The 14601-nt window shown below is 65.9% G+C and carries 17 protein-coding genes, 2 tRNA genes, 2 rRNA genes and 1 pseudogene; 15 read left to right on the forward strand and 7 right to left on the reverse strand.

Annotated elements, in window-relative coordinates; translation table 11 throughout:
• The 3 genes from BM113_RS20525 to BM113_RS20535 form a co-directional block, all read left to right on the forward strand.
• Positions 1 to 204, forward strand: a 23S ribosomal RNA gene (locus tag BM113_RS20525); the annotation flags it as partial.
• Positions 205 to 331: 127 nt separating this feature from the next.
• A 5S ribosomal RNA gene (gene rrf / locus BM113_RS20530) occupies positions 332 to 453 on the forward strand.
• A gap of 129 nt (positions 454 to 582) precedes the next feature.
• Positions 583 to 658: transfer RNA gene (locus BM113_RS20535), tRNA-Cys, on the forward strand.
• A 238-nt stretch (positions 659 to 896) separates the two neighbouring features.
• Here the strand turns inward: BM113_RS20535 and BM113_RS23060 are convergent.
• Positions 897 to 2026, reverse strand: a pseudogene (locus BM113_RS23060) (MBL fold metallo-hydrolase).
• Between the two features lie 327 nt (positions 2027 to 2353).
• On the opposite strand from BM113_RS23060, the gene BM113_RS20550 reads away from it, so the two are divergent.
• From BM113_RS20550 to BM113_RS20565, 3 genes are all read left to right on the forward strand, one after another.
• Positions 2354 to 3022 (forward strand): hypothetical protein, encoded by a 669-nt coding sequence (locus BM113_RS20550; protein WP_089789850.1) that lies wholly within the window; start codon positions 2354 to 2356, stop codon positions 3020 to 3022.
• A 114-nt stretch (positions 3023 to 3136) separates the two neighbouring features.
• Positions 3137 to 3781 (forward strand): helix-turn-helix domain-containing protein, encoded by a 645-nt coding sequence (locus BM113_RS20555; RefSeq protein WP_089789851.1) that lies wholly within the window; start codon positions 3137 to 3139, stop codon positions 3779 to 3781.
• Positions 3782 to 4315: 534 nt separating this feature from the next.
• Positions 4316 to 5533, forward strand: coding sequence for an MFS transporter (locus BM113_RS20565; protein ID WP_449406649.1), 1218 nt, complete (start codon positions 4316 to 4318; stop codon positions 5531 to 5533).
• 132 nt (positions 5534 to 5665) lie between these two features.
• On the opposite strand, the gene BM113_RS20570 is transcribed toward BM113_RS20565, so the two are convergent.
• From BM113_RS20570 to BM113_RS20580, 3 genes are all read right to left on the reverse strand, one after another.
• Positions 5666 to 5739, reverse strand: a tRNA-Lys gene (locus BM113_RS20570).
• Positions 5740 to 5849: 110 nt separating this feature from the next.
• Positions 5850 to 6689: a DUF7119 family protein gene (locus BM113_RS20575; RefSeq protein ID WP_089789853.1), complete on the reverse strand. Its 840-nt coding sequence runs from the start codon at positions 6687 to 6689 to the stop codon at positions 5850 to 5852.
• Positions 6690 to 6798: 109 nt separating this feature from the next.
• Complete coding sequence (locus BM113_RS20580; protein WP_089789854.1) at positions 6799 to 7026, reverse strand: hypothetical protein; 228 nt, start codon at positions 7024 to 7026, stop codon at positions 6799 to 6801.
• Positions 7027 to 7283: 257 nt separating this feature from the next.
• On the opposite strand from BM113_RS20580, the gene BM113_RS20585 reads away from it, so the two are divergent.
• The 6 genes from BM113_RS20585 (at position 7284) to BM113_RS20610 (ending at position 10275) form a co-directional block, all read left to right on the forward strand.
• Complete coding sequence (locus BM113_RS20585) at positions 7284 to 7778, forward strand: ferritin-like domain-containing protein (protein WP_029601394.1); 495 nt, start codon at positions 7284 to 7286, stop codon at positions 7776 to 7778.
• 5 nt (positions 7779 to 7783) lie between these two features.
• Positions 7784 to 7966 (forward strand): hypothetical protein, encoded by a 183-nt coding sequence (locus BM113_RS20590; RefSeq protein ID WP_089789914.1) that lies wholly within the window; start codon positions 7784 to 7786, stop codon positions 7964 to 7966.
• A 93-nt stretch (positions 7967 to 8059) separates the two neighbouring features.
• A complete protein-coding gene (gene rimI / locus BM113_RS20595) occupies positions 8060 to 8533 on the forward strand; it encodes a ribosomal protein S18-alanine N-acetyltransferase (protein ID WP_089789916.1) in 474 nt (157 codons plus the stop codon).
• Positions 8534 to 8599: 66 nt separating this feature from the next.
• Entirely contained in the window at positions 8600 to 9091 is a 492-nt protein-coding gene (locus BM113_RS20600; protein WP_089789855.1) for a DUF5810 domain-containing protein, read from the forward strand.
• Between the two features lie 32 nt (positions 9092 to 9123).
• On the forward strand, positions 9124 to 9540 hold the full coding sequence (locus tag BM113_RS20605) for a DUF5809 family protein (RefSeq protein WP_089789856.1): 417 nt from the start codon (positions 9124 to 9126) through the stop codon (positions 9538 to 9540).
• 54 nt (positions 9541 to 9594) lie between these two features.
• The gene (locus BM113_RS20610; protein ID WP_089789857.1) at positions 9595 to 10275 is read left to right on the forward strand and encodes an NUDIX hydrolase; all 681 of its coding nucleotides are present in this window, start codon (positions 9595 to 9597) and stop codon (positions 10273 to 10275) included.
• A 46-nt stretch (positions 10276 to 10321) separates the two neighbouring features.
• Here BM113_RS20610 and BM113_RS20615 read toward each other — a convergent pair whose 3' ends face one another.
• Together BM113_RS20615 and BM113_RS20620 are read right to left on the reverse strand one after the other, a co-directional pair.
• On the reverse strand, positions 10322 to 10765 hold the full coding sequence (locus tag BM113_RS20615) for an HIT family protein (protein WP_089789858.1): 444 nt from the start codon (positions 10763 to 10765) through the stop codon (positions 10322 to 10324).
• Positions 10766 to 10853: 88 nt separating this feature from the next.
• Positions 10854 to 12305, reverse strand: coding sequence for an ATP-binding protein (locus tag BM113_RS20620; RefSeq protein ID WP_089789859.1), 1452 nt, complete (start codon positions 12303 to 12305; stop codon positions 10854 to 10856).
• A gap of 159 nt (positions 12306 to 12464) precedes the next feature.
• Here BM113_RS20620 and BM113_RS20625 point away from each other — a divergent pair, with 159 nt between their 5' ends.
• Positions 12465 to 12833, forward strand: a complete 369-nt coding sequence (locus BM113_RS20625) for a universal stress protein (protein WP_089789860.1) — start codon at positions 12465 to 12467, stop codon at positions 12831 to 12833.
• A gap of 2 nt (positions 12834 to 12835) precedes the next feature.
• The gene (locus BM113_RS20630; protein ID WP_089789861.1) at positions 12836 to 13426 is read left to right on the forward strand and encodes a GNAT family N-acetyltransferase; all 591 of its coding nucleotides are present in this window, start codon (positions 12836 to 12838) and stop codon (positions 13424 to 13426) included.
• Here the strand turns inward: BM113_RS20630 and BM113_RS20635 are convergent.
• On the reverse strand, positions 13418 to 13882 hold the full coding sequence (locus BM113_RS20635) for a universal stress protein (RefSeq protein WP_089789863.1): 465 nt from the start codon (positions 13880 to 13882) through the stop codon (positions 13418 to 13420). The two genes, BM113_RS20630 and BM113_RS20635, sit on opposite strands and share 9 nt — an antisense overlap.
• 159 nt (positions 13883 to 14041) lie before the next feature.
• Between BM113_RS20635 and BM113_RS20640 the strand changes: the two genes are divergently transcribed.
• Positions 14042 to 14557, forward strand: a complete 516-nt coding sequence (locus BM113_RS20640; protein WP_089789865.1) for a universal stress protein — start codon at positions 14042 to 14044, stop codon at positions 14555 to 14557.
• Positions 14558 to 14601 lie beyond the last annotated feature (44 nt).

Raw genomic sequence — 14601 nt, forward strand, 5'->3', positions numbered from 1 at the left:
GTGTACCGGTTGTCCGAGAGGGCACGTGCCGGGCAGCCACGCACCACGGGGTAAGAGCTGAACGCATCTAAGCTCGAAACCCACCTGGAAACGAGGAACCACTGAGGCCACTCTTAGAAGAAGAGTTCGATAGACTCGGGGTGTACGCGCCAAGGCAACGAGGCGTTGAGCCCGCGAGCACTAATCGGCCGAGCCACACACTCATACCGCATTCTCGGAACTGGAGCCCGGAGACGGGTCCAGGCGCGAACTGGACTACACGTAGACACGGTTGCCATCGTCAGACCGATCCTGGCCTGGTGTTGCGACGGTTCGATTCCGTCGATCGGCGTTAGGCGGCCACAGCGGCGGGGGTCCTCCCGTACCCATCCCGAACACGGAAGATAAGCCCGCCTGCGTATCGGCAACTACTGGAGTGGGAGACCCTCTGGGAACGTCGATTCGCCGCCCCACTCATACTTCATACTAAGCGATCGAGAGCCACAGGTCCCGTCCGGTGCCTGTGGCTTTTTCTCGTTATAGGCTCCCGTCGTCGAGCCGTACCGCTATGCTTAAACGAACGCAGTGATAACTTTCGAACGCGCCAAGGTGGCAGAGTCCGGCCGAACGCAGCGGCCTGCAGAGCCGCCTACCGCCGGTTCAAATCCGGCCCTTGGCTTCCAATTTCCTCCAACGTTCTCTCGCGTACCTTCCGGATACTGCCGACGGGTAGTCGGCCACGTGATCGTTTTTCGTCAGCTGTCTTTTTGCCTTCTATCTGCTCGACAGCGACGCGTGAGGAAATCGAACTGATTCCATCCCGTCGAGTCGGTTCCGTATCACGCGAACTATCCCCTGGCCTTCATTTACTCCGCTCGAGATCGTAACTCCGACTGGGAGGGTCATAGCCCTCCGGACTAGTTGGCCGCACACCGGTTCGGCCCTCGTTCGAGCGTCGACAATTCTTCCTCGAGGGGATTCGTTACGCCGGTGTTCGCGCGCTTGATCCGCTGAAAGTTCGGCGGATGGTCAGGGATATCGGAGGTGAGTGCGTCGACGAGTGTCGAACGAGTGCGCCGTAGATCCGCGTTTCGGGGCGCGATGTCCGAGAAGCGGGCGGCGACCGGCGGCTCCGGGGAACCGGGGTCGTGGGCCGGGAGGATTACCGGATCGGCGTCTCGTCCGCGGAGACGCCGTAGGCTTTCGTACAGTTTCCCGGCGTTCTCAGCGGCCGAACTGCGTTCGAGTCCGGCCGTAACACCGAGTTCGACCCGACCGACGCTCTCGTGGAAGAGGGTGTCGCCGGTGAGCAGCGCCTCGGTCTCGAGTTCGAACGTTACGCCTCCAGGGCTGTGCCCGGGCGTGTGAACGACGCCGACGTAGTCGTTACCGACGTCGAAACTCCGGCCGTCGATCAACGCTGTGGCGTCGACCCCGTGGGCGTCGTGGGGGTGAAGGTAGTACGGGACCTCGTGGCGATCGGCGAGCCGTCGTCGTCCCGAAGCCGTCGTCCTCCCGAAACGTGATCGGCGTGTGCGTGCGTGTCGAAAACGCCGACGAGATCGGCATCGTACTCGTCGATGATCGATTCGTACTCCGAGACGTACTGTGAGGGGTCGTAGACTGCCGCCTCGCCGTCCGAGAGCAGGACGTGAGAGAGACAACCCGTGCCGGGACGTGCGACCTGGACGAGCGTACCGTCGATATCGATGCCGACCGGGGTGCGTCGATGGAGGCGACTCCACCCCTGCATTCCGTCGACGAGTGTCTTGGCGTCGTACCCGATCGTTCTGAGGCGATCGGTCGCCTTCTGTGAGACGACCCCGGCCGCGCATACGGTGACGATCTCCGCGTCTCTCGGGAGAGTCGAGAGGGCAGGATCGGCCGCTCCGGGATCCTCCGTCAATAGATCGTAAATCGGGATGTTTTCGCTACCGGGGATGTGCCACGCTTCGTACTCCTCTTCCGGCCGGATATCGAGGACGAAGATACCGTCGTCTTCGTCAGCGAGTCGATCAGCGAGTCGGTCGGGCGTGATTTCGGTCATCACGTGGAGGTCATGGGCCCGGACCCCCGAAGCCCTGTTTCCGGGTCCACTGGGGGCGTTTATGACGGCCGGTTCTAATGGAGCAGTCCGGTGGAGTGTCCGTTCGACGGTCGATCGGATCGATGCGGTCACGAACGGAGGACAGTTCCGATCGATCGATGGCAGTACGATCGCCGCGCAGTCGTAACCCGGCAGCCATTTGTCGGATCTCCCCGGCCGAGTCGCGAACGTGGCGATCCGACGCATCCGCCGTCAGGTAAACTCGCCTAGCAGGGTGGGGGTGAAACCGACGGTAGAGCCGGCTGTACGATGGGGTGCGGTGATACCATGAGTGCACCCAGCAAGACGAAACGGATAGGAAAGACGGGTAACCAGCAGGAGAGTTCCGGCGTGGTTCGGCGTCTCGTCCTGTTCGGCGGGCCGGTCGGTGCGGCGGTCGCGATGTGGTTCCACCCACATGCTGGCCACGACGTCTACGCGAGCCTGTCGGCCGTCGCAGACACCTTCGTTGTGATACACGTCCTGTTGTTCGCATCGTTAGCGACGATCGCCATGGGCCTGTACTTCCTCTCGAGCGGCTACCGGGGACTGTCGGCGACGCTCGCTCGAGCCGGGACCGGTGTGTTCGGGTTCTTCTATCTCGGCTACGTCGCTATCGTCGGTGTCGCCAAGGGGTTGTTGATTCGCGAAGGGCGGACCCTGCCGGCCGAACAGCAGGCAGGCGTCGCGGAAGCCGTACAGTACCTCCACACGGAGCCGCTGCTGTTCGCCGCCGGCGTCATCGGTGCCGTGGGCTACCTCGTGGCCGTCGGTGCGCTCGCGGTCGTCCTCTATCGTGCGGATGCACCGCGTGTCCCGCTCGCGTTGCTCGTCGCCTCGAGCGTCGCGATCGGTGCCCATCACGGACCACTGGCCGTGGCCGGCATGGGAAGCTTCGTCGTCGCCGTCGGCTGGCTCGAGTTCGGCTGGAGCCGAGCGACGGACTGGCCGGAGTGACTCGATAGCCGGCAGCAGTGGATCGGTTTGTCGTCAGGGAAGACCTTCTCTACCGGCGATACTGGCGGGTGTCGTGGGCGAACCGTTTTGTGGGGGTGTCGAGTCTAGTGACGTATGCGGGAAGCTATCATCAACCTCACCGACGAGGAGATCGAGGCCATGGGGTACGGGGAGCTGGTCTCGCTGTGTCGGGAGGCGGGTGTTCGAGAACTCGAGTTGCTGGAAGACGAGGGGACGGGCGGAGTCTCGCAGATCGAGGTCGAGACGCGATTCGACGAGGACCGGCTGGATCGTACCGAGAGCGTCGAAGACTGGGAGTTCATCACCGAGAAGGAGGACTCGTATCTCTACCTCCTCGAGGTGACGGCGCTCGAGATGCCCGAGACGGCGTCGGTCGACCACGACGACCTGGTGGGAATGTGCGATCCGACGGTAAGCGACCGTGGAATGTTGCTGTCGCTGGTCGGGTCCCAGGAGTCGATTCGAGCGATGCTCCGCAACTTCGAGGAGGCTGGGATCGCGCCGGACCTCCACAAACTCGGTGAGTACGAGGGTGGCCAGCGGACGCTCGACGCGCTGACCGATCGGCAACTCGAGGTTCTCCAGACCGCCTACGACATGGGGTTTTACGAGGTGCCCCGGGAGGCGTCGATCGACGAGATCGCCGACGAGATGGGGCTCGACGGCGGCACGATCTCCGAACACCTCCAGCGGGCGGAACGGAACCTGCTCACCCAGCAACTCGCGGTCCAGGACTGACCCGCTCTCGAGGGGTCGGTCCCCTCCTCATCCATCGGACCTCGGGAAGCCTTTCGGTTCGTCCCATTCCTCGGTTACCGACTCGGGGGCTCGAGCACAGCGGACAGCGATAGCGACATCGTGATGAGGTCGTCTGTACGATCTCTCCACACCTCGCACGCCCGTTCGTCGTCGACCGCGACCGCTGCCAGTCGGCGAGCGTTTCGGGCGTCTCCTTGACATCTTCCTACCCCTGAAGGGGTGGGCTTTCGCTCGCTATGTGTCATAAACGCACCCCGCGGGCTAGGAGGTACCGAGAGGGAGCTATCCCTCGTGAACCGGTGTATGGCGGATACCCCGGTTACGAACACGAATACGAACACGAACGAACCTGGCGAACGGACGGAACGGGAGTCGACGTCGGCCGGTCGACTCTCGGGACTCGATCGGTGTCACCGGCGGTTTCGACGCGGATCGGTAGCCGACGGCGGGCAGGGCCGTCTCGCGTCCAGATTGGGCGTGAAGCCACAGGTGTTGGTCCTGGCGCTCGCCCGGATGGCCGAGGCGGTCGGAAACTCGTTTCTCATCGTCGTCCTCCCGCTGTTTATCGCGAGCGACTTCGTCGGGGGCGGCTCGTTCGGGCTGGCAGAGGTCACCATTACCGGGATCGTCCTCGCGCTGTTCGGGTTCGTCAACAGCCCGTTGCAACCGATCACCGGCCGACTGTCCGACCGAACCGGCCGTCGGAAGGTCTTCCTCCTCGCAGGGCTGGGGCTCCTGAGCGTCTCGAGTCTCGGGTACGCGATGGCATCGACGTACTGGCACCTCCTCGCCCTGCGCGTGTTGCAGGGGGTCGCCGGCGCGCTGATCGTCCCGACGTCTATCGCCCTCGTCAACGATTTCGCGACCGACGACGACCGCGGCGGAAACATGGGGATCTACAACGCGTTCAGGCTCGTCGGGTTCGGCGTCGGTCCGATCGGCGCAGGAGCCGTGCTCGCGGCCGGCCCGTACTCGCTCGCGTTCGGCGAAGTCGGGGTCAACTTCACCGGATTCGAAGCGGCGTTTTCCTTCGCAGCCGTGACCGCAGTGATCGGGGCCTCGCTCGTCCTGTTGTTCGTCTGTGATCCGGCGATCGATTCGGCCGGTTCCGAACCCGAGGCCGCCGCCGACGGCTTCGTCGTGTTCGACCGGACCGGCGGCAACCTCTTCGATCCGGTCTTCGCGCTCGGCGCCGTCTCGTTCCTGATGGCGGTCGGCATCGCGATGTTCGCCACTCTGGGCGACGTCATCAACGCCCGTCTCGAGCAGGGGGCACGCATGTTCGGGCTCCAGTTCGCGGCGTTCGTCTTCGCACACATCGTGTTGCAGGTGCCGATCGGCCGCGCAACCGACTTTTACGGCCGCAAGCTGTTTCTGGTCGCCGGCGCGGTGCTTTTGATCCCGACGACGGCCGTCCAGGGCTTCATCCTCGACTCCTGGGTGATGTTCGGGGCACGGTTCGCCCAGGGAGCGGCCGGGGCCATGGTGTTCACGCCGGCGCTCGCGCTCGCTGGGGATCTCGCGCCCGAGGATGGCTCCGGGTCGACGCTTTCAGTGTTGACGATGGCGTTCGGTCTCGGAATCGCCGTCGGACCGTTGCTCTCCGGGGTTCTGGTCAGGTTCGGTTTCCCGGTGCCGTTCGTCGTCGGCGCTGCCCTGGCCAGCATCGGCGTCGTGCTCGTCGCGACCCAGGTCGAGGATGTCGTCTCCCCGCAGCGCCGCCCGTTCTAACTCGAGCGGAGAGCGGTCGGGGGAAGGTTCGCCGATACGTTCGAGTCGAGGGCTTCGCTCGCGAGACTGCGCTTTCCCTGCGTTCAAATCGCGGGGCCGTTTTGCCACTCACGGATTTGTTCGTGGCAAAAGCGGGCCGGGCGCGATTTGAACACGCGACCGTCTGGTTAAAAGCCAGACGCTCTGCCAGACTGAGCTACCGGCCCTGTGCTTACCACTATCCGTGAGTGGTGGTTAAACGTTTTCTTTCGACGCCGGGACTGCGGCCGGTTCGGTTCGATTCGGTTCGGTCCGGTTCGGGGACAGCAGTACGAAACTACTCGAGGTACTCACGGAGCGCGTCGGTCACGATCCGTCCGGGATCGACATCGTCGATGGAGGCGCGCCGCCGGAGGTCGCGGTACGTCTCGGGCGGCAGCCGGAGTTCCAGTTCCCCGAGCGCGACGTCGCAGTCGGCGAGGGCACGCTCGATCGACGTGCCGTCGTTGACGGCGCTGGCGACGCTGCGAACCTCCCGGACGGTGAGGTCGCCGTCGAGGATGGCCCAGGCGAGCAGGAGTCGAGCTTCCCCGCTGACTCGAGCGATGTGCTTGGCGGCCGTGGGGGCGATCTCGCCGATCGCGACCTGCTTGCGGACGGACCGCGGGAGGTCGTGGACCCGGGCCCACTTTCGAATGAACGAGACGGTCACTTCGCTGCCGGCGCGTTCGGCGGCTGCCTTGTAGGAGCCTTCGGCACGAACGAGCGCGGCACAGGCAGCGGCTCCTCGGAGCATGAAGAGGTGGTCGTCGCCGCCGCTGTCGCTCGCGAACGTCCGGACCGTTTCGGCGGCCTCCTCGAGGCTGTCGGGATCATCGGGATCGAACTGGACGGCCTCGCGGGCGTGGGGTCCGGCGACGGATTCGTCGCCACGGATGACCGGCGCGCCGACGGGGGATTCTCGATCGGTGGGAATCGACGCGTCCCGGGCGCGGCCGTCGTCGGGGTCGCGCTCGCGGGACCGCTCGCCGTCGGTGGAACGGTCACCTGCCCCGCCGCCGTCGGTTCTCGGGATCCGGTTTCTCTCTCGGTCGGGTGTGTCGCGACTCTCGTGGGTGGGGGAACCGTCGTCCCCATCGCGCTGATCGGGTGGCTCCCCGGACCGATCGGTAGTCATGCACCGCGGTAGGGACTTCGAACGCAAAAAGGTCGCTACTGTGGCGAATCTCTCCCCTGACGCCGGATATCCTCGCCGTGAGAGGAGAGCGGCCGCCGGTCCTGTCCGGTCAGGACTGGTCGTCCGACCGGCTCTCGGAGAGGCGTTCCCAGATCTCCACACAGCCCGCACCGTCCTCGACGTCGATCTCGAAGTCGGATCCTGGATCGCGTTCCTGCTCCCGCTCCCGTTCCCGCTCGGAATCGTCGCTGCCGTCGTCGTTCCCATCTTCGGCCCCTTCGGACCCGTCGGATTCGGGTCGTTCATTGTCGTCCAGGGGATCCTCGGGTGCGGTCATGGACGCGATTCGCCTCTGAAGCGTATAAGTCATGCTCCGACATCGTTCGGCCGTCGGCTCCGGTTCGGACGTGGACGTGCCGGGGAAGTCAGGGCTCGCACTCGCACTCGCGGTCGCCGTCGTCCGGGTTGGCCGCCTGTAGCTACGGGGAGAGATTATGCGGAACCCGGGCTCCGAAACCCCTCGCTGCCGGCCGTTCGCCTGCCGTCGCAGGCTCGTCGCTTTTTCTCGCGGCTGGCGAACCGCCGCCCGGAGACATGAGCATGGACACGATTCAGGACCTGTTCGAACACGGCCTCGAGGACATCTACCACGCCGAGCACCAGCTCGTCGACGCGCTCGAGGACCTCGAGGAGAACACCGAACGGGACGAGATCGCGGAGGCGTTCGCCGAGCACCGCGAGGAGACGCAGGGACAGATCGATCGCCTCGAGGAGGTCTTCGAGATGTTCGGGGAGCCACCCGAGAAAGAGGAGTGTGAGGGCATCGAGGGACTGATCGAGGAGTACGAGGAGTTCGAGTCGATGGATCCCGCCCAGGAGGTCATGGACTACCACAACATGGCCGCCGCGGAGAAGACGGAACACTACGAGATCGCCGCCTACGGGAACCTGATCCCGCTTGCCGACCAACTCGGGATGGACGAGGCGGCCGACCTCCTCGAGGAGAACCTCCGCGAGGAGCAGGACGCGCTCGACGAACTGAAAGAACTAACCGAGACCTACGCGATGGACGCCATTCCGGCGGAGTGATTTCGATGGGAACCAACGAAGGCGAAGGCGAAGGCGAGGGCGAGAGCGAGAGCGAGGACGCGAACGAAGAGTCTCAGACACAGTACGGCGGGACGGAGGACGAGCAGCCGACGACGACCATCGACGAGGCGGACGAAGGCGAAAGCGAAGGCAACGAAAACGGGGACGAAAGCGAGAACGACGCCTGAGACGATAATGCAGGCGACGAGGTTCGAGGACGGAACCGACGACGGGAGAGGGAGGCGAACAGTTCTTTTATCTCGCGGGTGCTACACGCGTCCGTGACCGTCCAGTTCCCGACGGATCGCGGCGGCGACCTCTCGATTCGGCCCGCGGAGCGTGCCGACCTGCTGGCAGTCGTTCGGATCGAGAACGCCTCGTTCTCACAGCCCTGGCCGTACGACGCGTTCGACCGCTTCCTCGGTGAACCCGGCTTTCTCGTCGCCGTCGACGACGGGCGGGTCGCCGGGTACGTCGTCGCCGACGTGAGTTCGAACGTCGGCCGCCGCATCGGCCACATCAAAGACATCGCCGTCCACCCCGACCACCGCGGCAACGGGATCGGCTCGGCCCTGCTGTCCCGGGCGCTCGCGGTGATGGCGGCCCACGGCGCGGACAGCGTCAAACTCGAGGTCCGCAGATCTAACGATAAGGCAAAGCGGCTCTACCGGGAGTTCGGCTTCGAGCCGCTCAGGCGGGTGCCGGACTACTACGACGACGAGGACGCGATCGTCATGATCCGGAAGTTGGACTGACCCCGACGCGACGTTCTTCCGCCGCGGGACGGCGACGTTTTACCGCTCGCGGCGTATCGGTCGAACATGGGATACGCCTGCCCCGTCTGCGACGCCGAACAGGCCGACGCGGCCCACCTCGCGAATCACCTCGCCATCACGGCCTCGCTCGGTCGCGAGGACCACCGGGAGTGGCTCGAGGACCACGCCCCCGACTGGAGCGACCGCGATCCGGAGAGTCTGGGTGAGGTCGTCGCCGAGTACGCCCCGGAGATCGAGACGCCGGAGTTCGAGGACGGGCACGGTCACGGGCACGGGCACGGGCACGCAAGCCCCGGCCGTCCGGACGCACTCGAGGACGGACTCGCTCGCCAGACCCGCCAGACCGGACGCGGCTCGCTCACCTCGGAGGCGGAAAGCGTGCTCCGGGAAGCCCAGGAACTGACGCGACGGATGCACGAGGACGCTGACGAGACCTCCGGGGACGGGGCCAGCGGAACGGGAGACGGTGGTCTCGAGGAGGGGAAGGACGGAGACGACGGGGACGACAGAGACGACGGGACCGGCGACGACGCGTAACAGGTAACAGGCTGCCGCCGACATTCTCCGCTATGCACACGGTCGGAACGTTCTCGCCGTCGTCGGTCGAGGACGCACGAGCGCAGTACGAGACGGTCGGCCCCGCGGCCCAGACGGTCGTCCGCGAGGTCGCGAAGGCCATGGAGTTCGACCGCGAGGAGTACGACGACCGCGTCACGGGCGAGGTCGTCGAGACCGCACGCGACGCCCTGTTCGCGAGCCTGCTCGAGGTACGGGTCGGCTCCCGGGAGGAGTACGAGGCCTGGCGGGAGTCCTACGACGGCGAGGTGACGACCCTCGGCCACGAGAACGTAGAGCGGGTCGTCTGGCACGCCGGTCCCGAGGGGGAAGCCGTCGCAGCCACCTTCCAGAACGAGGAGGACGCGGCGGTCGCGACCCTCCGCCGGCAGGCGTTCGGCCGGCTGTACCGCGAGCACCTCTCCGGATAGCTCTGCGGGCGGGCATCGCCACCTATTCTTCCATCGAGGGCGGAGCGTTCGCCGATGACGCCATCGCCACCATCATCGTCAGGGGATCGTGAGGGAGACCGGGACCCGGACCCGGACCCGAACCCGGATCCTCACCCGGACGCGAACACGCCCGACGACTGGAGGCTGCTCGAGGAGGTCACCGAGTACGAGACCGACTGGTACGACGGCGGTTACGACCGCGTCGAACAGCCAGACGGCACGGAGAAACGCTACTACTGGGCGGACCTACCGCCGGCGGTCGTCGTGGTGGCCCGGATCGACGGGAGCGTCCTCGAGACGGTCGACGGATCGGGCGCGTCCGATGAGGACACGGACGGCGACCGGCTCCTGTTCGTCGAACAGTACCGTCCGACGATCCGGGAGACCCACCTCGAACTCCCCGCGGGGATCGTCGAGGACGGCGAGTCCTACACGACGGCCGCCACGCGGGAACTCGAGGAAGAGACCGGGTTCCGCCCCACGAGTACCGCCTTGCTCCAGGAGTACGCGGTCGCGACGGGCGTGCTCCGACACGACCGCGGGATCGTCTACGCGGAGGGGCTCGAGCCCGGCCAGCGCGAACTGGACAACAACGAGTTCCTCGAGGTGACGACGGTCTCGGTCGACGAGGCGCTCGAGCGCGCCCGCGAGCAGCCGGCCAACGACTCGACGATGACGGCGTTGCTGCTGGCGAAGGAGGACGGGTTGCTCTGAGGCGCCGAGCCGCTCCCGTTCGGCGGCGTAGACCTGCTCTTTCCGTCTACGAGTCGGCTCGATCGGCACACTCGAGTTCGAGAGCGTCGCGTATCCGCTCGTAGGGACGGTCGAACTTCCCCTCCCCTTCGTCGTATCCGCTCGCCGGCCAGAGATCCAGCCCGTCGTCGGCGCGCCGCGGCGCGACGTGCAGGTGGAAGTGTGACACCGACTGCTGGGCGGCCTCGCCGCTGGCGTGGAGGAGGTTCGCGCCGTCGAAGTCGGCGTCGCGGAGCCGTCGAACGATGCTCCGGGCGTGGGTCGTCACCTCGGCGAGCGTCTCCGCCGGGATGTCGAACAGGCTCTCGTAGTGCGTTTTCGGGACGACGAGCAGGTGCCCCTCGGAAACGGGGTCGAGGGGTACGAACGCGATCGTTTCGTCCGTTTCCTCGAGGACGAGGGTGTCTCCGTCCCCGTCACCGTCGACGATGTCGCAGAACGGACAGGTCACGGCGAGATATCGTCGGCAAAACTGAAAACAGCGTCGCTCGAGGTCGTCGTGTAGAGGGGCGCTCGAGCGGGGAGGCGGCTATCGGAGGTCAATGATCGTGATCGTGGTCGTGGTCGTGGTCGTGATCGTGATCGTGATCGTGCCCGTGCGAGTGGCCCCCGTCGCTGGCCTTCCCGATGTCGCCGCCCGCGACGAGCGCGTCGTGGTCACCCTCGATCATGTCCATGTTCTTGAGGTTGTCCCGCTCCTCGAACTCCTCGACGGCGTTTAGCAGGTCTTCCTGGGTCAGCGTCGTCCGATCTTCCGTCAGCGCCTCTAGCACCGCCTCCCGGAGCACCATCCGGAGGTCGCTGCCGGTCAGGCCCTCGGTCGCCTCGGCGATCAGTTGCGGGTCGAACTCCTCGATTCTCATCTGGCGGGTGATGACCTGGAGGATGTCCGCCCGCATGTTGTAGTCGGGCTTGGGGAAGTTGATGATCTCGTCGAAGCGGCGCCAGGCGGCGTCGTCGAGTTGATCCGGGTGATTGGTCGCGCCGATCAGCAACACGTCGTCCTCGATCAGCGAGATGTTGTCGATGCTCTTGAGCAGCGTGTTGACGGCCCGCTTGAGCGCGGCGTGTTCGTCGCTGCGGCGCGTCTTCGCGACGAAGTCGAACTCGTCGATGAACAGAATGCAGGGCGAGAGCCGCTTTGCGACCTCGAAGGTCTTGTCGACGTTTTTCGCCGTCTCGCCGAGGTACTGGGAGGTGATCATCGAGAGTTTGACCTCGACGAACGGCAGGTCCATATCGCGGGCCAGCGCCTGCGCGGTCGAGGTCTTCCCCGTTCCCGGCGGGCCGACGAACAGCAGTTTCCCGATCTCCCGCAGGCCGATCTGGGAGAGATAGTCGCGGTGTTCGATCGCCTTCGCGATCTTGTCGAGTTCGTTCTCCTGGTCGTCGGTGAGCACGAGGTCGTCGAGCGTGATGTCGACCTCCTCGGGTGCCCGGACCTCGACGAGGTCGAGCATGTCCTCGTCTTCCTCCTCGTCGAAGTACTCCTCGAGCAGGCCGTCGATCCAGGCGCGGTCGGCCTGGATCGGCCGGTTGCGCTCGCGGGCCTCCTCGTGGGTCGCGTCGCCGTCGTAGGCCTCGTGGTCCTCGAAGTGTTTCGCCAGGGTGGGGTTCTCGAGGAGCCGTTGGTCGTCGACGCGCTCGAGGAACCACTCCTCGGCCAGGTCCCGCTGGGTCAGCGTGATCGTCCCGGAGAACTCGTCGCGTTCGGTGAACATGAGGTCCGAGACGGCTTCCCAGGGCCGTTCGACGCCGGTCGCCTCGCGCGTCGTGGCGTTGGTCGCCGAGAGCGGCCGGGTGATCCCGGCACGGCGGCGACCGCTCCCGTCGTCGTCGTCGTCCGATCCGGCGTCGGAACCGCCGCTCCCACCGGTCCAGAACACCTGTCGGAACGACGGCGGCAGGTCGTTCTCGTCTAACGTCCGGTCGTCCGAGTACACGCTCGTCGTGAGCAGGAACTCGACGACATCGAGCGCCGCATCACTCATTCGTTCGACGTAACGCCCACACGCTCTTAACAGCGTCGTCCTGCTGCGCTGGCGAACGCGATTCACGTCCGAATGCGGGCCCGTGAATGGACGCCGACGCGGACGACCGGTTCGACAGCGGCATAACGGTTTTCGTGCGTCGGCGCAACACCTGTTCGTATGGACGTACTGATGGGTCTCGGGGGCAGCGACGAATCGATAAAGACGCTCCGCCGGACGATCGAGCGGACCAGGGAAGTCGACGACGATCTCACCGTCGCCATCCTCGAGAAACCGGAGTCGAAACGCTCGCAGGAGGAGATGCGCGAGCAGGCAGAGGAGCTACTCGACGGCACTGACATCGACGCCGATATCGTCGAACTCGAGGGCGATCCGGGAAGCGCGCTCGTCGACTACGCGGAACAGGGCGAGTTCGACCAGCTGGTCATCGGCGGCGGCACCCTGAGTCCGATGGGGAAGATCCAGCTGGGGCCGATCACCGAATTCGTTCTGCTGAACGCGCCGACGACCGTCAAGCTGGTGCGATAACGATGTCGGGTACGCGCGTCTACCCGGACGAACCATCGGGCCCGTTCCCCTCGCCGCCGTCGACGTTCGAGGACGGCGAGGGCCGTACGATCGAGGTCCGTGCGCCGGACTCGTTCGAGGAGGTTATCGACGACGTCGTCGAGATGTACGACGCCTTCGACCCCACCGACCGCGCCCAGGGGATCCCGCCGACCGGTGAGGAGCGTATCCGGGGCTGGCTCGAGACGATCGCCGACGAGAGCATCAACGTCGTTGCACGACACGACGGGAACGTGGTCGGACACGCCATGCTGGTTCCCGATGCGGACGATCCGCCGTCGATGGACGGCGAGGGTGACGACGCCGACGGTCCCGGCCCCGGCGACATCGAGTGGGAACTCGCGATCTTCGTCCTCCAGGAGTACCAGCGGGCCGGGATCGGCACGGTCCTGCTCGAGCAGTTGCTCGGGCACGCGAGCGACGTGGGGATCACCCGCGTCTGGCTGACCGTCGAACGGTGGAACAAGCCGGCGATCGCGCTCTACAAGCGGGTCGGGTTCGAGACGACCGGTGGGGAGAGCTTCGAACAGGAAATGGCGATCCTGCTAGACTGAAAGGACCGGCTGGCTCGCGTAGGAGAGGACGTACTCGGCGGCTTTCTCGAGGACTTCGGCCGACGGTTCGGTGACGGGCTCCCGCGGCAAGACGATGAAGTCGGCGTCGAGTTCGTCGGCGGTGTCGAGGACGACGTTGCCGGGGTGGCGGGTCTTGCGTGTCTGGGAGAAGCCGTCGTCGACGGACGTCGACAGCGCCACGTCGTAGTCGTCGGCGATCGATCCGATATCGTTGAAAAAGCCCTGGGTCTTCTCGGCAACGTCGTCCTCGTCGACGGTGCCGGCATCCAACCCGCGTACGACCCCGCGACCGAGCACGAAGAGCGCGTGAACGTCGGCGTCGTACCGGTCCGCGACGGCGACGGCGTACTCGACTGCGGTGGCGGACTCGTCGCTGCCGTCGACCGGCGCGAGGACGGTATCGACGGTAAACTGCTCGCTGTCGTCCTTACCCATACGGCTCAGTCTGTGCCGCGACCAAAAAAACCCTCCCCCGTGGTCTCGAGCGCCGCCGCCCTCTCTCCGGTTTCGTCCCACCCTCGAGTGGGCCGTTCAGTTCCCGGAGACGGTCCGCTTTCGGTGGTATTTAAGCGGTTACGGGCGTAACGACTGGATATGTTCGATACGGTCGTGGTCGCGACGGACGGTTCCGAGAGCGTCGAGCGGGCCGTCGACGTCGCGCTCGATCTCGCCGACCGCTTCGACGCCGAGATACACGCCCTTTCGGTCGTCGACGCGAGCCAGGTCGACGCCTCGCCACAGCAGCTTCGGGAGGAGCTTCGTACCGCCCTCGAGACGACTGCGGACGCCGCGCTGGCGACCGTCGAGGAGCGCACCGACGAGGACCGGGAGATCGAGACGGCGGTCCGCGAGGGGCGACCGGCCAGCGAGATCTGTGAGTACGCCCGCGAGATCGACGCCGACGTGATCGCGACGGGGACCCGCGGTCGCCACGGCGAGAACCGCCTGCTGCTGGGCAGCGTCGCGGAGCGGGTCGTCCGGACCTCCCCGGTGCCGGTATTGACGGTGCGACAGCTGGATCCGATGGGTGGGGACGACGCCGAGGCCGCGAGCGAGACCGAGACCGAGACCGAGACCGAGACCGACGGAGCCGGAGCCGCCGACGCCTGATCGGCCAGGGAGTCGGACTCGAGTGCTCGAGTGCTTGAGTCCGT

This window comes from Natronobacterium haloterrestre (assembly GCF_900112205.1).
Lineage (GTDB): Archaea > Halobacteriota > Halobacteria > Halobacteriales > Natrialbaceae > Natronobacterium > Natronobacterium haloterrestre.